Genomic DNA, 19,073 nt, shown 5'->3' on the forward strand with positions numbered 1-19,073 from the left:
GACGCTCGGCTGGCCCGAAAATTCCTCCCCAAGCTCGCTTGGGGAGGGGGACCATGCGCAGCATGGTGGAGGGGCGGCGCCAGGCGCCACCGTCGCGGCCCCTCCACCGCCTGCGGCGGTCCCCCTCCCCGAGCAGAGCTCGGGGAGGAACTTAGGCGGCCGCTACCCCAACGACGTGCTCATCTCCGGCTTTGACATCCTGTTCTTCTGGGATGCGCGGATGATGATGCAGGGCATCCACTTCATGGGCGATGTGCCGTTCCGCACGCTCTACCTGCACGGGCTGGTGCGCGCGGGCGACGGGCAGAAAATGTCCAAGTCCAAGGGCAACACCGTCGATCCGCTCGGGCTGATCGACCAGTATGGCGCCGATGCGCTGCGCTTCTTCATGGCGGCGATGGAAAGCCAGGGCCGCGACATCAAGATGGATGAGCGCCGGGTCGAGGGCTATCGCAACTTTGCGACCAAGCTGTGGAACGCGGCGCGTTTTGCCCAGGCGAACGGCATCGGCGGCAGCGCCGGGGTGGCGCCGCCGCCGGCCACGCTTGCCGTCAACCAGTGGATCATCGGCGAGACGGTGGCGACGGTGCGCGCGGTGGATGCGGCACTCGCCGATTACCGCTTCGACGGCGCGGCGAACGCGATCTATCACTTCGTGTGGGACCGCTTCTGCGACTGGTATCTGGAGCTGATCAAGCCGGTGCTCAATCCTCCCCGGGACGGGGAGGATGAAACCCGCGCGGTGGCCGGGTGGGTGCTCGACCAGATTCTGGTGCTGCTCCACCCCTTCATGCCCTTCATCACCGAGGAGCTATGGTCTAAGCTTGGCGAGCGCGAGCATGAGCTGATCGTGGCGAAATGGCCCGAGGTGGAGGGCGTCGCGGTTGATACGGCCGCCACAGACGAGATCGACTGGCTAATCCGGCTGGTGACTGAAATCCGGATGACTCGCGCCGAACTAGCTGTACCTCATAGCACGAAGATATGCCTCCACGTGCTACCCCAACAAGAATCTACCACTGCTCGGTTGGGCAATTATGCGCCCTTACTAGTCCGCCTTGCTCGTATTGAAAGTATATCGATTAGCGGCGGTTTTTCAATCTCTGTTAGCATGGACAACGTTCAAATCGGAGATTTTGAAGAACTTCACTTAGCGCGGGGCGGCTCGGCGCAGATCGTTGTTAACGGTGAGACATTTTTCGTGCCCCTCGAAGGCATCATCGACCTTTCCGCCGAGCGCGCGCGCCTCGCCAAGGCCATCGCCGCCGCCGAGAAGGAGCGCGACGCGCTCGCCGCGCGGCTGAACAACCCCAGCTTTGTCGAGCGCGCCAAGCCCGAGGCGGTGGAAAAGGCGCGTGCCGACCATGCCGAAAAAGCCGCCGAGGCGGAACGCCTTGCCGCCGCCCTCGCGCGGTTGGGCTAGCGCGTGGCCGGCCGCCCTGCCCGAACCGCGCGCGACCTGACGCAGGGGCCGATCGCGAAGACGCTGGCGCTGTTCGCGCTGCCCACGCTTGCGACCAACATCCTGCAGACGCTGAACGGGTCGATCAACGCGGTGTGGGTGGGGCGTTTTCTGGGCGAAAGCGCGCTCGCGGCCACCTCCAACGCCAACAACATCATGTTCCTGCTGTTCGCCGCAGTGTTCGGCTTCGGCATGGCGGCGACGATCTTTGTCGGCCAGAGCATCGGCCGGCGCGATATCGATGGCGCGCGCCGCGCCTTCGGCTCGGCCGTGGGGCTGGTGTTCTGGAGCGCGGTGGTGGTCGCCGCGCTCGGCTGGGTGCTGGCGCCGCGCATCCTGATGCTGCTGGCGACGCCGGGGGAGGCGATGCCGCTGGCGCTGGTTTATCTGCGCATCATCTTCCTGTCGCTGCCGCCGGCCATGCTGATGGTGCTGATCACCATGGCGCTGCGCGGCACCGGTGATGCGCTGACGCCCTTGTGGTTCGGCGCGCTTGCCTGCGCGCTCGACGTGGTGCTCAACCCGGTGCTGATCCTGGGGCTGGGGCCGGCGCCGAAAATGGGAATTGCTGGCTCTGCCACGGCCTCGCTGCTGGCCACGCTGATCGCGTTCGTGGTGCTGGTCGCCTATGTCTATGTGCGCGACCTGCCGATCCGGCTGAAGGGCGCAGAGCTGGCCTATCTGTTCCCCGGCCGCGCGGCGATCTGGGCGATTGTCAGCAAGGGAGTGCCGATCGGCGCGCAGATGATCGTCATCGCGGTGGCCGGCCTTACCATGTTCGGCCTCATCAACCGCGAGGGCGTTGACACCAGCGCCGCATTCGGGGTGACGCTGCAACTCTGGTCCTATGTGCAGATGCCGGCAATGGCGCTGGGCGGATCGGTGAGCGCGATGGCGGCGCAGAATATCGGCGCCGGGCGGTGGGACCGGGTGGAGCGCATCACCCGCGCCGGGCTGATGCAGAATGTGGCGATCACCGGCACCATGGTTGCGCTGCTGCTGGTGTTCGACCGGCCGGTAATGGCGCTGTTCCTGGGCGAGGGGAGCCCCGCGCTGCCGATTGCGCGGCATATCCAGCTGCTGGCCAGCTGGGGCTTCATCCTGTTCGGCGGCACGATGGTGTTCTTCGGCGTGGTGCGCGCAAACGGCGCGGTGCTGGGGCCGCTCGCCATATTGCTGGTCGCGATGTTCCCGGTGCGGCTGGGTTTTGCCGTCGTCATGCGGCCATGGCTGGGCGTGGATGCGCTGTGGTGGAGCTTCCCGGTCGGATCGATTGCTACGGTTGCGATGGCCGCGCTCTTCTATTTCCACGGGCCGTGGCGGCGCAGCCGGATGGCGGTGGTGCCCAGGCCCGCTGCCTGATCGCCGGGCTTGCGCGGGGCGCGATCCGGTCGCACACTCGCGCCCATGTCGCGCTATCCCGCTATCCGCCTGCGCCGCACGCGCGTGGCCCCCTGGAGCCGCCGGCTCCATGCCGAAACCGTCCTCACCCCGGCTGACCTGATCTGGCCGCTGTTCATCACGGCGGGGGGTGAGGAGGAGCCGATTGCGAGCCTGCCCGGCGTGTCGCGCTGGCCGGTGAGCGGGATCGTCGCCCGCGCGAAGGAGGCGGCGGCGCTCGGCATCCCCTGCGTCGCGCTCTTCCCCAACACCCCCGCCGACAAGCGCAGTGACGAGGGCGAGGAGGCGCTGAACCCCGACAATCTGATGTGCCAGGCGATCCGCGCGCTGAAGGACGCGGTGCCCGAGATCGGTGTGCTGACCGATGTCGCGCTCGATCCTTACACCAGCCACGGGCATGACGGGCTGGTCGATGCCGCCGGCTATGTCCGCAACGACGCGACCGCCGATGTGCTGGTGCAGCAAGCACTGAACCAGGCGGCGGCGGGCGCCGACATCATCGCCCCCAGCGACATGATGGACGGCCGCATCGGCCTGATCCGTGAGGCGCTGGAGGAAGAGGGGCATGTCAACGTCCAGATCATGGCCTATGCCGCAAAGTATGCGAGCGGCTTTTACGGCCCCTTCCGCGACGCGGTGGGCAGCCGGGGCCGGCTGAAGGGCGACAAGAAAACCTATCAGATGGACCCCGCCAATGCCGAGGAGGCTTTACGCGAAGTCGCGCTCGATCTCGACGAGGGTGCCGACAGCGTGATGGTGAAGCCGGGCCTGCCCTATCTCGACATCATAGCCCGCGTGAAGGCGGCGTTCGAGGTGCCGGTGTTCGCTTATCAGGTGTCGGGCGAATATGCGATGATCGAGGCTGCCGTCGCGGCGGGCGCGGCCGAGCGCGACGCGCTGGTGCTGGAGACGCTGCTCGCCTTCAAGCGCGCAGGGTGCTCGGGCGTGCTCAGCTACCACGCGCCCCACGCCGCGCGCCTGATGGGCGCATGATCGAAACCGAGCGGCTCATCCTGCGGCCCTGGCGGGAGGCGGACAAGGCGCCGTTCAACGCCATCATCAACACCCCGGCGATGATGGCGTATTTCGGCGGCGTCACCAGCCGCGCGCGGATCGACGCGATCATCGACCGCGAAATGGCGCGCCAGGCCCGCGACGGCCATTGCATGTGGGCGGTTGAGCTGCGCGCCGACGGGCGGCTCGCCGGCGTGTGCGGCGTGCGGATCAACGGCTATCCCGACACGCCCGTGCCCGACGAACTGGAAATCGGCTGGCGCATTGCCGAGGAGCATTGGGGCAGCGGCATCGCGCGCGAGGCGGCCGAGGCAAGCATTGCCTGGGGCTGGGCGAATACCGACCGACCCCGGATCAGCGCCTGGACAACGGCGGACAATGCGCGCTCCTGGGGGCTGATGCGGCGGCTGGGCATGGCGCGGCGCGCCGATCTGGACTTCCGGCACCCGCTTTATGCTGTTGACGATCCGCTGGGCGCGATGATCGTCTATGCCATCGACCGGCCGGCGACTGTCGCGCCGGCCTCTAGGGGGTAGCCGGCGCCGTGGGCAGCTGCACGGCAAGGGCCATTATCGTCTTCGCCTGCGCCTCATAGTGCGACTGCGCGGCCCGATAGCTGTCGTCCAGCCCGGGATAGGGCGGCTTGCCGGCGGCGGCGCGGTCCATCGCGATGCGTTCCAGATCAGTTGCTTCGAGCGAGCTTTGCGCGCGCAGCACGTCGAGATCGGCGATGGCGGCCTGCGCGTTCAGCCAGGCCTCGCTGCCTGCCGGCTGACCCCGCGCGGCGGCGACCAGCGTTTCGGCGCGCGCGGCATAGGCGTCGAAGGTGCGCTGGGTCGCGGCGAGTGATTTTTCGGCCTGCTCGATGCGCGCGTTGATCGCCGGGTCCGCCTCCACCGGCGCTGCGCGGCGGGGCTGCACCGCCTCGCTCTGATTCTCGATGCCGCGCGGCAGCAGCGACGGCGTGTTGGGCCGCGCCGCGCATCCCGCCAGGGGCACCAGCATCAAAAAGCAGGCAAAGCGCATTGCTTGTGCTTATGGCGCCCATCGCCTGTGCGCAAGCATAGTGGCATGGCCGCAACACTGGTGTTTTTGCGGTGAACCGTTGGTCGCCCCAATGTTGGTGAAACAAAAGCGTCACGCACAGACCCTAACGCACGGGTAACTAAGCATTTGGGATTCGGTAATCTGGCCGCGATGTTCGCCTGGGCCAGCGTAGCCGCGCGCCCAGGGGGGACAGGACCGTGCCGAACATCACCACTTTGGGTGCCGCGCTGAACGAGAATTTCGATTCTCTCGCCAACTCGGGCACCAGCAGCCTGCTGCCCACTGACTGGTTCATCGCCGAAAGCGGCACGGCGTCGAACACCACCTATACGGCGGGCACCGGCAGCGGAAATACGGGCGATACGTACAGCTTTGGCGCGTCCGGGTCGAACGAACGCGCGCTCGGCAGCCTATTGTCCTCTTCATTGACGCCCAGTTTCGGCGTGCGCTTCACCAATCAAACTGGCTCCACGATCACATCGCTCCAGATTGCCTATACCGGCGAACAGTGGCGGCTGGGGCAATCGGGGCGCGGCGCAGACCGGCTGGACTTCCAGTACAGCACCAATGCGACCAGCCTGACCACCGGCACTTGGACCGATTTCAACAATCTGGACTTTAACTCGCCGGTGACGACCGGCACGGTCGGCGCGCTGGACGGTAACGCCACCGCCAACCGCACTGCGCTCTCCAGCACGATTACGGGCCTGAACATTGCCGCCGGCGCCACCGTGTGGCTGCGCTGGGTTGATTTCAACGCAACCGGCTCCGACGACGGCCTTGCCATCGATGATTTCTCGATCACCGCCTTCGGCCCCGCCCCGACGGAGAATCAGGTGATCAGCCTGTCGCCGACGACGGTCAGCCAGGCAGAGGGCAATAGCGGCACCACTGCCTTTACCTTCACCGTGTCGCGCACCGGCGGCACCACGGGGGCGCTGAACTTTTCCGGCGATTTCATCGGTGGGCCGGGCATCAATGCCAGCGATTTCGTGGGCGGCGTGTTCCCCGCATTCAGCGGCACGATCCCCGATGGCCAGTCGAGTGTGACCTTTACCGTCAATATCGCCGGCGACCTGACGATCGAGAGCGATGAGAATTTCACGCTGACGCTGACCAGCGGCACCAATGCGCAAGCGGCGTCGGTAGCGCTTGGCTCCAGCGTCAGCGCGAACGCGACGATCCAGAATGACGATGCCGCCGGCACCATCTCGGTCGGCAATGTCAGCGTGAACGAAGGGGATAGCGGATCGGCCGCTGGCGCCTTCACGGTCACGCGCGCGAACGGCAGCAGCGGCGCGGTGAGCGTCGATTATGTCATCACCCTGCCCGGCGGGGCGGGCGGCGCTTCGGCGGCGGATGTTTCGGCAACGCTCACCGGCACGATCAGCTTTGCCGAGGGTGAGACCAGCAAGACCATCCCCTTCTCGGTGCTGGGCGACTATCTGGTCGAGGGCAATGAGACGTTCAGCGTCGTCCTCTCCAACGCGACCGGCGGCGCGACCATCGGCACCGGCACGGCGACCGCCACGATCGTCGACAATGACGTGGCCGGCAGCGTTTCGATCGCCAATGTCATCGTGACCGAAGGCGATGCCGGCACGCAGAACGCCGTCATCACGCTAACCCGCAGCGGCGGCCAGGGCGATTTCAGCGTCGATTATGCAACGGCCGCCGGCACCGCGACGGCCGGCAGCGATTTCACCACGACCAATGGCACCGCGACCTTCACCAATGGCGCGACCAGCGTGACGATCACCGTGCCGATCATCGGCGACACGGTGCCCGAGCCGACCGAAAGCTTCACCGTCACACTCAGCAACGCAACCAATGGCGCGACGATCGGTACCGGCACCGGCACCGTCCAGATCAACGACAACGATGCGGCCCCCACCGGCGCGTTCGAATTCGCCGGCACGGCAGCAGTCGATGAAGGCAATAGCGGCACGACGCCGATCACCTTCACCGTCAACCGCACCGGTGGCGCAAGCGGCATCGCCACGGTCGACTGGGCGATCGACTTTACCGGCGTTGCCAACCCGGCCAACGCCGCCGACTTTGCCGGCGCGACCAACGGCACGCTGACCTTCGGCGATGGCGAAACCTCGAAGACGATCACGCTCAACGTGGCCGGCGACTTCGCGATCGAAGCGGATGAGGGTTTCCGCCTGCTGCTGTCGAACAACAGCTTCGGCACCTCGATCACCACGAGCGCCACCACCGGCACGATCCGCAATGATGATGTCGCGGGCACCGTCTCGATCGGCAATGTCTCGATCATGGAAGGTGATGCCGGCACGCAGAATGCGGTGATCACGCTCACCCGCACCGGCGGCCAGGGCAATTTCATGGTCGATTATGCCACTGCAGACGGCACCGCGACCGCCGGCAGCGACTATAGCGCGACCAATGGCACTGCCACCTTCCTGAACGGTGCGACCACCACCACCATCACCGTGCCAATCATCGGCGATACAAATATCGAGGGTGACGAGACGTTCACCATTGCGCTCAGCAACGCCAGCGGCGGCGCCGCGATCGGCACCGGCACTGGCACCGTGACCATCCAGAATGACGATTTTGCCTCGCCCGGCAGCATCACCATCAACGACGTCGCCGTTAACGAGGGGGATGCGGGCACCAAGACGTTGACCTTCACCGTCACTCGCACCGGTGGCGGCGGCGCGTTCAGCGTTGATTATGCAACCGCCAATGGCGGCGCGCCCAACAACGCTTCGGCAACGGCGGGCAGCGACTATGTCGCGGCCAGCGGCACGCTCAACTTCCTTGCCGGCGAGAACAGCAAGACGATCAGCATCACCATCAATGGCGACACCACGGCCGAACTGAGCGAGGAATTCCGCGTTCTCCTGTCGGGGGCCACCAATGGCGCCACGATCGACGATGGCGTGGGCATCGGCACCATCAGCAATGACGATACCGCCCCGGCTGTCACGCGGCTGTTCAGCGAGAATTTCAACGCCTTTCGCGGCAGCGGCTTTGCGGCAGAACCCGCCGCCGGGCAGCTCGACAGCGACTTCTATGCCATCACCACGGGCGGCGCGTCGTTCACCTTCGGCGGCACCGGCGCGTCGGGCCAGCCCTTTGGCCAGGGCGTTGCGACCGGCGCGGTCACCTCGGGCGGGCTTTACGCGCTTGATCGCGGTTCGGGCGATTATGCGCTGTGGGTGCAGCCGACGGGCACGATTTACGAGCCCGGCTCGATCACGCTGCGCATCACCAACACCACCGGGGTTGCGGTCAGCAATTTCACGCTGAATTACGACCTGCTGGTGCGCAATGACCAGACGCGCAACCAACCGCTGAGCTCGGCATTCTCCACCAACAACAGCAGCTTCACCACGATCTCGGGCAGTGCCGTTTCGACGGACAGCGCCGCGTCGGGCGCGACGGTCGTCTCGACGCCCTTTGCGCTGAGCTTCACGACGCCGGCACCCATCGCGGCTGGCGGCTTTGTCTTCGTGCGCTTTACGGCGGGGATCAGCAGCGGCAGCGGCTCGCGCGACGAATTCGGTTATGACAATATCACGCTCGATGCGAATACCGGCACGGCAGTGCCGCAGATTGCCGTCACCAATGTTTCGGTGAACGAGGATGCGGGCACGATGACCTTCACGGTCACTCGCGCCAATGCCGTCGATGGTGCGTTCACGGTCGACTTCGCCACTGCCGACGGAACGGCAACAGCGGGCAGCGATTACACCGCGACCAGTGGCACGCTTAGCTTTGCCGCCAACCAGGTGCAGGCGTTCGTCACCGTCACGCTCAGCCCCGATGCGGTGCCCGAAGCGAACGAGACCTTGTTCCTGAACCTGTCCAACCCCACCGGCGGCGCGGTGATCCAGACAGCGCAGGCGACCGGCACGATCGTGAACGACGATGGCGCGCCGATCAGCGTCACGATCAACGACATCGTCGTGGCCGAAGGCAATAGCGGCACGTCGGTGGCGACCTTCACCGTCACCCGCACCGGCGGTACCGGCGCGTTCAGCGTGGATTATGCAACCGCCAATGGCAGCGCGACCGCCGGCAGCGACTATGTGGCCACCAATGGCACGCTGAACTTTGCGGCGGGCGAGAACAGCCAGACGATAAGCGTCACCATCAATGGCGACACCGCAGCCGAGCTGGCCGAGACCTTCTTCGTCAACCTCTCCAACGCCACCAATTTCGCGGTGATTGCGGATAGCCAGGGGCAGGGGACGATCACCAATGACGATTTCACGCTGATCAGCCAGATTCAGGGGGACAGCTATTTCAGCCCGCTGTTGCGCGCCGGCGGCGTCACCACCTTTGGCCAGGCGTCGAGCTTCACCGTCACCGTGCAGGCGGTGGTCACCGCGCTTGATGGCACCGGCAACCGCCAGGGCTTCTACATCACCGAGGAACTGGCCGACTGGGATACCAACCCGCTGACGTCCGAAGGCATTTTCGTGATGACGCGGACCGATGCGAGCGTCGGCCAGACGCTGGCGGCGGCGGCACCGGGCCTGCGCGTCGGCGACCTCGTCACCATCACCGCCAACATCATGGAATATCAGAGCGCCACCAGCAACATGCCGGTGACGACGCTGGTCAATGCGACGAGCATCTCGATCGTCTCCAGCAACAACACGGTGCCTTCGCTGACGCTCGACGCCAGCCGGCCGATCCCCAATGCCATCCTGACGCGGGTCACCCCCGATTACACCGACTCGGTCGACGATCCGGGCGACAGCTTCGACGCGACCAATTATGCGCTCTCCTTCTTCGAAACGGTGGAGAGCATGCTGGTGACGGTGCCCGATATGCGGGTGGCGGACGGCTTTGTCTCCACCTCGGGCGGGCGGCCGTTCCTGAAGGCCTATTCGACCGTTCACGCGAACGCCGACCAGATCAACAGCCGGGGCGGCTATACCGTGGCGGGCGATCCGCCGCTGTCGCCGCCGGATACGGCGACCACCGCCGACGATACCATCCAGGGCGGGCGCCACCTGCATGATGGCGACACCAACCCCGACATCTTCGAGATCGATTTCACCGACTTCGCGGTCGCGGCGCCGACCGGGCTGCTCGAAAACGCCACGATGGGCGAGCAGCTGGGCGATGTGAGCGGCATCATCGGCTTCGATTTCCAGGACCTGAAGCTCTACGTCACCAACATCAATGCGCCGGCCAGCAACTTCACGGGCCAGCCGGCAGTGGAGACATCGACGCTGATCGCCGATGCGCGCGAACTGACGGTGGCGACCTTCAACGTCGAAAATCTGGACCCCACCGACGGCCAGGCCCGCTTTGACGCCATTGCCAATGCGATCGCCAATAATCTGCGCGCGCCCGACATCATCTCGATCGAGGAAGTGCAGGACAATAACGGCGAAACCGCCGGCGACGGCACCAATGCGACCGGCACCGATGCCTCGATGACCTGGACGATGCTGGTCAACGCGCTCAACGCGGCGGTGCCGGGCGCCAACTATACCTGGGTGGATCAGCTGCCGGTGTATAACGCCGAAGGCGGCGCGCCCAATGGCAATATCCGCGTCGGCTTCCTCTACAACACCAACCGGGTGAATCTGGGCACGATGACGGGCGCGGGCACGATTGCCGAGCGGCGCCAATGGACCGATCGGGTCGGCGACGGCGTGCGCGATGCCGGCGACCAGATCCAATATTCGGACGACATGATCACCGGGCTGAACACGGCCGACTGGAACGGCACGCGCAAGTCGCTGCTCGGCCAGTTCACCTTCCGCGGTGAAAGCGTGTTCGTGATGGCCAACCATTTGCCGTCAAAGGGCGGCTCGGGCCAGTTCTGGCAGTTCAACCAGAATATCGATGCCGGGCAGCCGAACAATTCCGGCTGGGCGTCGCGCAACGCGATCGGCGAAGACATCTACACGATGGTCAACCGCATCCAGACCGGCTCCCCCAATGCCGGGGTGGTGACGGCGGGCGACTTCAACGAATTCTATTTCTATCGCGCGATGGAAGCGGTGACGGGCTATGTCTTTGCCGACGGCACCGCGCGCAACGATGGCGCCCGGCTGACCAACCTCACGCTGACGCTGCCGACGGCGGAGCGTTATACCTATACCTTTGACGGCCGCAGCCAGGCGATCGACCATGTCGTCGTCAACCAGCGGCTGGCGAATGTCGCGAGCTATGACATCGTCCACCTGAACACCGGCTTCAATACGCGCGGCACGGGCGCCAATGCCAGCCCGGCGCTGTCGGACCATGAGCCCGCCGTCGCCAAGTTCGACTTCCGCCAGTTCGCCGAAACGCTGAACGGCACGGCGGGGGCCGACACGATCAACGGCTTTGGGGGTGATGACATCATCAACGGCCTGGAAGGCGACGACATTCTGGACGGCGGCTCGGGCAACGACACGATCGACGGTGGCACCGGCAATGACACGATGCGCGGCGGCACCGGCGACGACATCTTCTTCGTCGACAGCCTGCTCGATGTAGTGATCGAGAATGACAATGAAGGGACGGACGAGATCCGCACCTCGATCGCCAATTATGTGCTGCCGGCCAATGTAGAGCGTCTCGTTTACACCGGCAGCGGCACAGGCAACCAGTCGCTGTCGGGCAATGCTGGCAACAACACGCTGACCGGCGCGACGGGCGATGACCGGTTTGACCTGAGCCAGGGCGGGGATGACACCGTTAACGGCGGCGACGGGAATGACGCGTTCAGCTTTGGCGCGGCGTTCACCGCCAATGACCGGGTCGATGGCGGCAATGGCGATAACGACCAGATCGGCCTGCAGGGCGATTATTCCACCACGCCGCTGGTACTGGGCGCAAATACGATAACGAATGTCGAAGTTCTTGCAGTGCTGCCGGGCTTCAGCTACAATATCACCACCAATGACGGCAATGTTCCTGCCGGCTCGACGCTGTCGATCTTTGCCGGCAATCTGAATGCCGGTGACAGCTTTACATTCAACGGCGCGGCCGAAACCGATGGATCGTTCCGCGTCTTTGGCGGGCTGGGCCGCGATAACATTACCACCGGCGCGGGCAATGACGGCATCTATTTCGGGCCGGGCCGGTTCGACATGGTCAACGATATTGTCGATGGCGGCGCCGGCAATAATGACCAGCTCGGTCTCTCCGGCAACTATACCGGCATGCTGAGCGGCGCGAACATCCGCAATATCGAGGTGATCGTGCTGTTCCCCGGGATTGCCGGCGATCTGGCAAGCTATAACCTGACGCTGGCCGATGACCTGACGGCGGCTGGCACCACCAAGACGGTGTGGGCGCTCAATGTCGAAACGGCGCTCACCATCAACGGCGCGGCCGAAACCGACGGCCGGCTGGTGTATTTCGGCGGCCGTGCGGGTGACACGCTGATCGGTGGCGCTGGCAATGACTGGATCTACGGCGGCCGGGGCGCCGACCAGCTGACCGGTGGCGCGGGCGCGGACACCTTCGTTTATAACGAAGCCGCCGAATCCAGCGGCACCACATATGACACGATCACCGATTTCCTCTCGGGCATCGACAAGATCGACCTGCCCGGCGTGGTGAGCGGCATCGGCGCGACGGTAGCGACCGGCGCGCTCTCTACCGCCAGCTTCGACGCCGATTTGGCCGGCCTGCTCGGCGGCACGCAGCTGGGCGCCAACACCGCGCTGCTGTTCCGCCCCGATGCCGGCACGCTGGCGGGCAACACTTTCCTGGTGGTCGATGGCAATGGCGTCGCCGGTTATCAGGCGGGCGAGGACTTCGTGTTCATGCTGGCCAACAACCCGGCGACCATCGCGACGACCGATTTCATCTAGGGTTGGTTTCAGTTTTACTGAAACCGTTACCGCACCAGCCCGCTCCCCCACCCGGCCACCCACAACATACTACCGTTGGGTGGCCGGGTGGGGGACCGGGCTGGTGCCGCCTCAACCAAACCGAAACGCCCAGCACGATTTCGGGGCGAGCGCGCCCCGGCTGACCTGCCGGTGCTTAGGGTCAGTCCTGAATTTGTTGAAACACCGTTCGTGTCGAGCGAAGTCGAGACACGTGACCCTCGCACCAGGGCCGCCATCACGTCCCTCGACTTCGCTCGGGACGAACGGGTTCAGCTTGAAGACGACAAACTCTAGTCGGCCGGCGTGTTGCCCCCTCGCCGGGCGAGGCGCGGGGTGCGGGAGAGGCCCGCCACGCGCTTGATCTCTGCGCGCAGCTGGTCGCGCTTGTCGTGGATGGAGGCGATCACTGGCCCCACCGCCACGCCCAGATCGGTCAGCACGGCTTCCGCCAGTTGCAGCGACGCCTCCAGCGTTTCGGGCACCGCATCGGTAACCCCGGCCTGATAAAGCTGCGCGGCGTGATCAGTGTCGCGGGCGCGCGCGACGATGGTGAGATCGGGCACCCAGCCGCGCACCCGGCGCACCAGCCGGACGGTCAGCACCGGATCGTCCATCGTCAGGATCAGCGCGCGGGCGCGGCCGAGGTTCAGCCGGTCGACCAGTTCGGCACGCGCGACATCGCCGAACAGCACGCGATAGCCCTCGGCCCGGGCGGCCTTCACCGTGTCGATATCAGCCTCCACCGCGACATAGGGTTGGCCATGCGCCGTCAGCATATCGGCCACCATCCGCCCGACGCGGCCAAAACCGATGACCACGGTGCCGGCGCCTTCGGGGGGAATGTCGTCCTCGGGCGCGTCCTGCGCCTGGCGCCCCTCAATCAGCCGGGCCGTGCGCCGGCCGATCACCGCGAGCAGGGGAGTGAGCGTCAGCCCGATGGCAGTGACCAGCTGCCAGAAGGCAGCCTCGTCTGCCGCGATCAGCCGCGCCTGGGCAGCGGTGGCGAGCACGATCAGCGTGGTTTCAGACGGGCTCGCCATCAGCAGCCCGGTTTCCGCCGCCACCGGATTGCGCTGGCCGCTGGCCTTCAGCAGCGCAAAGGTGACAGCGGCCTTCACCACCACCACGCCGGCCACGCCCAGCAACAGCATCGCCCAGTCCGCGATGATGCGCGCAACGTCCACGCTCATGCCGACGGTGATGAGGAACACGCCCAGCGCCAGCCCTTTTAGGGGGGCGGTGATGACCTCCACCTCGCTGTGATAATCGGTTTCGGCAATCAGCAGCCCGGCGATCAGCGCGCCGATCACCGGCGACAGGCCGACAGCGGCAGTGGCCAGGCTCGCCACGATCACCACCAGCAGCGATGCGGCAAAGAACAGCTCCGGGCTTTTGGTGCGCGCGGCCTGCGCGAACAGGCGGGGCAGCAACAGCCGCCCGCCCACGAACAGCGCCGCCATGGTGACGATGCCGGCCGCCAGCAGCCGCAACAGATTGGCCGGGTCTCCCGCGCCCGGCGCGAGTGCGGCGAGCGCGAACAGGATCGGTACCAGCGCCAGATCCTCGAACAGCAGCATGCCCAGCGCCAGCCGACCGACCGGCGTGGTTGCGCCGACCATCGGCAGCACCAGCGCGGTGGAGGACAAAGCGAGCGCCAGCCCCAGGCCCATCGCCCCGGTCACGCTCTGGCCGAGCAGATAGAGCGCGCCCGCAATCACCAGCGCGCCGCCGAACAGCTCGGCCGGGCCCACGCCGAACACCTGCGCGCGCATGCCCCAGAGCCGGCGAAACGACAGTTCCAGCCCGATCGAGAACAGCAGCATCACGATGCCGAGTTCGGCAAAGGGCTCGATACTCTCCCGGTCGGATATCGTGACGTAGCGCAGCCAGGGATAATCGCCGACCAGCCGGCCAAGGCCCGATGGCCCCGCGGCCACGCCGACCAGAATGAAGCCGATCACCGGGCTGATCCGCGCGCGGGCAAAGGCCGGAATCACCAGCCCGGCCGCGCCCAGAATCACCAGCGCATCGGCGAATCCCTGATTGTCGAGCCCCGCTGCCATGGCGGCAGGTTAAGCGGGGAACGCTTGTGGAGCCAGCGACTTGGCGCGAGCCAGCAGATCGGGCGTCCAGCGATGCGTTTTCACCACTGCGGCACGGTTCACGCCGCGCGGGATGGCTCGCAACAGCATACGCATAGGGCCGCGCAGGAGTTGCGGACCATGCACCGGCAGCGCAGCCTGTTGAGACTGCGCGACTACAGCGCGGACACGGGCAAGCCGAAGGCGTTCAAACAGGGCTGGAATCTCGGCGACCTCGACCGAGCGCGCCGCAATCAACAGCGCGATTGCATCCTCCAATCCCTGCGCTGCCCCTTGGCCAAGATTGGGCTCCATTGCATGGCCGGCATCGCCGACACAAATCGTCGCGCCGTGCACCAGCCGGCGCGGCGGCGGGCGGGCGTTGATCGCAACCGGGATCAAACGCTCGGGCGGGGTCTGCTGCACCGCCTCTCGCGCTGAAGCGGACCAGCCCTGCAAGCGTTCGAGAATGGCTTCGCGTCCAAAGCCCGTCGGGTGCAGCCGATCGCCGGCAATCCAAAACCAATAGCGGCGGCCATGGCCGACGTCGAACAGACCAAACCGTTCATCCGCTCCCCAATATTCGAGGCCGAGGGATTCCGGCGTGGATGCGACCGGATCAGAAAGGGCGAGGATGCCGCTATAGCCCGCTGGCGCCGGTTTAGTGCCGGTGATGGCGCTGCCACGCTCTGACCAGATGCCTGAGGCATCTATAATCAGATCGACGCCATCGGTGTGGTGCCAGCCCTCACTACCGAGCGCGACGCGGTTTGGGCCGAGCACTTGCAGCAGCACTTCCTGGAGCAGTGCGCGAGTGGGAAGATAGGCACCACAGCCGGCGAAGCGCGTCACCGGCACCGGCGCGATAATCCAGCGGCCGGTGCGATCGGCTGCGCCAAGCGCCGGGATCGGCGCTGCCTCTGCTTCGATCCGCGCTGCCGCGCCAAGCACCCGAAGCGCGGCGATCGCATTGGGCCAAAGGCTGAGCGCCGCCCCTTGCGGTGTGAGCGCCGCTGCACGCTCGTGAACCTGCACGTTGAATCCGGAGCGGTCGAGTGCGATGGCTGCGGCGAGTCCGGCAATGCCGGCGCCGATGACCAAAGCCCTTGGTTGCCCCACAGCCACCCGCTCAGGCCGTGACCTGATCCATCACCGATTCCAGGTTGACGCGCACCGCCTCGAAGAACTGTTCGGTGGTCATCCACGGCTGATCCGGGCCGATCAGAATGGCGAGATCCTTGGTCATCTTGCCCGATTCAACCGTTTCGATGCAGACGCGCTCCAGCGTTTCGGCGAACTTCGTCACCTCGGGCGTGCCGTCGAACTTGCCGCGATATTTGAGCCCGCCGGTCCAGGCGAAGATCGAGGCGATGGGGTTGGTCGAGGTCGCCTTGCCCAGCTGGTGCTGGCGGTAATGGCGGGTGACGGTGCCGTGCGCGGCTTCGGCCTCCACCGTCTTGCCGTCGGGGGTGAGCAGCACCGAGGTCATCAGCCCCAGCGAGCCAAAGCCTTGCGCGACCTGATCCGACTGCACGTCGCCGTCGTAATTCTTGCACGCCCACACGAACTCGCCATTCCATTTCAGCGCGCTGGCGACCATGTCGTCGATCAGGCGATGTTCGTAAACAATGCCAGCAGCGTCGAACTTCTCCTTGAATTCGCTTTCGAAAATCTCGGCGAACAGATCCTTGAAGCGGCCGTCATAGGCCTTCAGGATGGTGTTCTTGGTCGAGAGATACACGGGCCAGTTGCGGCCAAGGCCGTAATGGAACGAGGCGCGGGCGAAATCGCGGATCGAATCGTCCAGATTATACATGCCCATTGCCACGCCCGAGGAGGGGAAGTTGAACACTTCCTCGTCGATGCGGGTGCCGTCTTCACCCTCGAACACCAGCCGCAGCTTGCCGGGGCCGGGCACGCGGAAATCGGTGGCGCGATACTGGTCGCCAAAGGCGTGGCGGCCGACGACGATGGGGTGCGTCCAGCCCGGGATCAGGCGCGGGACGTTCTTGATGACGATCGGCTCACGGAACACCACGCCGCCCAGAATGTTGCGGATCGTGCCGTTGGGCGACTTCCACATCTTCTTCAGCTTGAATTCCTCGACGCGCGCCTCGTCGGGCGTGATCGTGGCGCATTTCACGCCGACGCCATATTTCTGGATGGCGCGCGCGGAATCGACCGTCACCTTGTCGTCGGTGGCGTCGCGGTGCTCGATGCCCAGGTCGTAATAATCAAGGTCGATGTCGAGATAGGGCAGGATCAGCCGTTCGCGGATCCACGCCCAGATGATCCGCGTCATCTCGTCGCCGTCGATCTCCACGACCGGCGTTTTCACCTTGATCTTCGTCATCAATTGCTCGCTTGTTCCAAGGGGAGGGAATAGCCTTGTCCTAGGCGCAAGCCGCGCCCCGATCAACCGGCGCGTGGCGGTTGGGCGGGCGTTGCCGGTGCCCGGGCGTTGAAATGCCCCGCATTGCCCGTTACGCAAGGGCATGGCCCTGATGCAGAAACCGCCGGTTGAAGGAGAGGGCGCCGCGCTCGATCATCGCGGCGCGAGCGGCTGGCAACTCCCCGAGGTGCACCCGGAGGGGCGCAAGTTCGTGCTTGGCGTGGCGGCGGCGGCGTTTCTTTCCTATTTCATCTGGAGCTTCCTCACCTGGCCGCTGATCGGGCTTGCGGTCGCGGTCGCCGCGTTCTTCCGCGATCCGGTGCGCGTTACGCCGCTGGGCGACGATCTGCTGGTGTCGCCGGCCGATGGCGTGGTGATGGCGGCCGAGCGGGTGCCGGTGCCAGCCGAGATTGCCGGCGACGCCGGGCTGGGGGCCCCCGAGCTGATGCGCGTCTCGATCCGGCTGGGGCTGGCCGATGTGCACATCAACCGCACGCCAATTGCCGGCACGGTGCGCCAGCTGGTCTACAGCTCCGGCCGGTTCCAGATGGGCGACGGCGACAAGTCGGCCGAGCGCGAGCGCCAGCATATCGTGATCGAAGGGCGCGACCATCGCCGCATCGGGCTGACCCAGATTGCCGGCACCTTTGCCCGGCGCATCGTCTCGTTCGTGAAACCCGGCGACATGGTGGCGGCCGGGCAGCGGCTGGGGCTGATCCGTTTTGGCAGCCGCGTCGACCTTTATGTGCCGGACGACATGGCCGTGCAGGTCGTGGCCGGCCAGCGGGTAGTGGCTGGCGAAACGGTGATCGCCCGCACCGGCGGCGCGCCGTTACCCCGCGTCATCCGCCACTGATCCGCCGCGCACCGCCGCTCAGGCAGCGGCGCGCCAGCCCTGAACCGCAACCGGGCGCGGCGCTGTGCGCACCGGGCGCCGGCGCGGCATCGGGATGACATCGGCCATGGGCTGCGACCGCGGCGCCTCACCCGCCAGGATCGCGGCGATGCGCGGCCAGGCCGGTGCCAGCGTTTCCACCAGCACTGCACCGCACACCAGCACCGCGCCCGCAAACAGCAACACTGCGACCATTGCCATCATCGTTCCTGTCCTTTCGATTAGCGGCTGCCACGCGCAGACTCGCCAAAGTTCGTTGTTGGAACATGCTATGTTCGATAAATGTTCCATCGTCAACCCCCATCACGCCGCTTGATTTCGCCAGCATGCTGGGCTAAGCGCGCGGCCCTCAACCCCACATGGGAAGCGCACATACCGGTGTCGCTTTTGGCTTTCAGCCGATCGATCACTGCTTCCCAGCGGACAGAACCGGAAAGGAAATGATTATGGCGGCACCTGTCGTCACCATGCAGCAACTGCTCGAAACCGGCGCGCATTTCGGCCACCAGACCCACCGCTGGAACCCGAAGATGAAGCCCTACATCTTTGGCGAGCGCAACGGCGTCCACATCCTCGACCTGTCGCAGACGGTGCCGCTGTTCGCGCGGGCGCTTGAATTCGTGTCGGGCACGGTCGCGGCCGGCGGCAAGGTGCTGTTCGTCGGTACCAAGCGCCAGGCGCAGGAGCCGGTGGCAGAGGCCGCCCGCCGCGCCGGCCAGCATTTCGTCAACCATCGCTGGCTGGGCGGCATGCTCACCAACTGGAAGACAATTTCGGGCTCGATCAAGCGGCTGAAGGCGCTGGAAGAGCAGCTGTCGGGCGACACCACCGGCCTTACCAAGAAGGAAGTGCTGCAGCTGACGCGTGAACGCGACAAGCTGGAACTGTCGCTGGGCGGCATCCGCGACATGGGCGGCATTCCCGACGTGATGTTCGTGATCGACGCGAACAAGGAAGA

12 protein-coding genes are annotated in these 19,073 nt (G+C 65.7%); 7 read left to right on the forward strand and 5 right to left on the reverse strand.

What is annotated here, in order from left to right:
- From K2Y03_RS12645 to K2Y03_RS12660, 4 genes are all read left to right on the forward strand, one after another.
- On the forward strand, positions 1-1,423 hold a 1,423-nt coding region (locus K2Y03_RS12645; RefSeq protein ID WP_294091121.1), incomplete at its 5' end, for a class I tRNA ligase family protein.
- Positions 1,424-1,426: 3 nt separating this feature from the next.
- On the forward strand, positions 1,427-2,824 hold the full coding sequence (locus K2Y03_RS12650) for an MATE family efflux transporter (protein ID WP_294091122.1): 1,398 nt from the start codon (positions 1,427-1,429) through the stop codon (positions 2,822-2,824).
- 45 nt (positions 2,825-2,869) lie between these two features.
- Positions 2,870-3,856, forward strand: a complete 987-nt coding sequence (hemB, locus tag K2Y03_RS12655) for a porphobilinogen synthase (protein ID WP_294091124.1) — start codon at positions 2,870-2,872, stop codon at positions 3,854-3,856.
- Positions 3,853-4,413 carry a GNAT family N-acetyltransferase gene (locus K2Y03_RS12660; RefSeq protein WP_294091126.1) on the forward strand — a complete coding sequence of 187 codons (561 nt, stop codon included), beginning with the start codon at positions 3,853-3,855 and terminating at the stop codon, positions 4,411-4,413. Before hemB ends, K2Y03_RS12660 begins: the two co-directional genes overlap by 4 nt.
- Here the strand turns inward: K2Y03_RS12660 and K2Y03_RS12665 are convergent.
- A complete protein-coding gene (locus K2Y03_RS12665; protein WP_294091127.1) occupies positions 4,403-4,882 on the reverse strand; it encodes a hypothetical protein in 480 nt (159 codons plus the stop codon). The two genes, K2Y03_RS12660 and K2Y03_RS12665, sit on opposite strands and share 11 nt — an antisense overlap.
- 239 nt (positions 4,883-5,121) lie before the next feature.
- Between K2Y03_RS12665 and K2Y03_RS12670 the strand changes: the two genes are divergently transcribed.
- Complete coding sequence (locus K2Y03_RS12670; RefSeq protein WP_294091128.1) at positions 5,122-12,726, forward strand: Calx-beta domain-containing protein; 7,605 nt, start codon at positions 5,122-5,124, stop codon at positions 12,724-12,726.
- Positions 12,727-13,037: 311 nt separating this feature from the next.
- Here the strand turns inward: K2Y03_RS12670 and K2Y03_RS12675 are convergent, their stop codons facing one another.
- Genes K2Y03_RS12675 through K2Y03_RS12685 form a run of 3 tightly spaced genes read right to left on the reverse strand, consistent with a single transcriptional unit; the run spans position 13,038 to position 17,181 of the window.
- Entirely contained in the window at positions 13,038-14,810 is a 1,773-nt protein-coding gene (locus K2Y03_RS12675) for a cation:proton antiporter (RefSeq protein WP_294091129.1), read from the reverse strand.
- Between the two features lie 9 nt (positions 14,811-14,819).
- Positions 14,820-15,929 (reverse strand): FAD-dependent monooxygenase, encoded by a 1,110-nt coding sequence (locus tag K2Y03_RS12680; protein ID WP_294091130.1) that lies wholly within the window; start codon positions 15,927-15,929, stop codon positions 14,820-14,822.
- 28 nt (positions 15,930-15,957) lie between these two features.
- On the reverse strand, positions 15,958-17,181 hold the full coding sequence (locus tag K2Y03_RS12685; protein ID WP_294091131.1) for an NADP-dependent isocitrate dehydrogenase: 1,224 nt from the start codon (positions 17,179-17,181) through the stop codon (positions 15,958-15,960).
- A 151-nt stretch (positions 17,182-17,332) separates the two neighbouring features.
- Between K2Y03_RS12685 and K2Y03_RS12690 the strand changes: the two genes are divergently transcribed.
- Complete coding sequence (locus tag K2Y03_RS12690; RefSeq protein ID WP_294091134.1) at positions 17,333-18,076, forward strand: phosphatidylserine decarboxylase; 744 nt, start codon at positions 17,333-17,335, stop codon at positions 18,074-18,076.
- Between the two features lie 18 nt (positions 18,077-18,094).
- Here the strand turns inward: K2Y03_RS12690 and K2Y03_RS12695 are convergent, their stop codons facing one another.
- Positions 18,095-18,316, reverse strand: coding sequence for a hypothetical protein (locus K2Y03_RS12695; RefSeq protein ID WP_294091132.1), 222 nt, complete (start codon positions 18,314-18,316; stop codon positions 18,095-18,097).
- Between the two features lie 245 nt (positions 18,317-18,561).
- Between K2Y03_RS12695 and rpsB the strand changes: the two genes are divergently transcribed.
- On the forward strand, positions 18,562-19,073 hold a 512-nt coding region (gene rpsB / locus K2Y03_RS12700; RefSeq protein WP_294091133.1), incomplete at its 3' end, for a 30S ribosomal protein S2.

Origin of the sequence: Sphingomonas sp., assembly GCF_019746015.1 — a bacterium.
Lineage (GTDB): Bacteria > Pseudomonadota > Alphaproteobacteria > Sphingomonadales > Sphingomonadaceae > Sphingomonas.

Excerpts from the sequence above, each read along its gene's own strand:
- hemB (WP_294091124.1), top strand. The coding sequence starts at position 2,870 with ATGTCGCGCTATCCCGCTATCCGCCTGCGCCGCACGCGCGTGGCCCCC.
- K2Y03_RS12660 (WP_294091126.1), top strand. The coding sequence starts at position 3,853 with ATGATCGAAACCGAGCGGCTCATCCTGCGGCCCTGGCGGGAGGCGGAC.
- K2Y03_RS12665 (WP_294091127.1), bottom strand. The coding sequence starts at position 4,882 with ATGCTGGTGCCCCTGGCGGGATGCGCGGCGCGGCCCAACACGCCGTCG.
- K2Y03_RS12675 (WP_294091129.1), bottom strand. The coding sequence starts at position 14,810 with ATGGCAGCGGGGCTCGACAATCAGGGATTCGCCGATGCGCTGGTGATT.
- K2Y03_RS12685 (WP_294091131.1), bottom strand. The coding sequence starts at position 17,181 with ATGACGAAGATCAAGGTGAAAACGCCGGTCGTGGAGATCGACGGCGAC.
- K2Y03_RS12690 (WP_294091134.1), top strand. The coding sequence starts at position 17,333 with ATGCAGAAACCGCCGGTTGAAGGAGAGGGCGCCGCGCTCGATCATCGC.
- K2Y03_RS12695 (WP_294091132.1), bottom strand. The coding sequence starts at position 18,316 with ATGGCAATGGTCGCAGTGTTGCTGTTTGCGGGCGCGGTGCTGGTGTGC.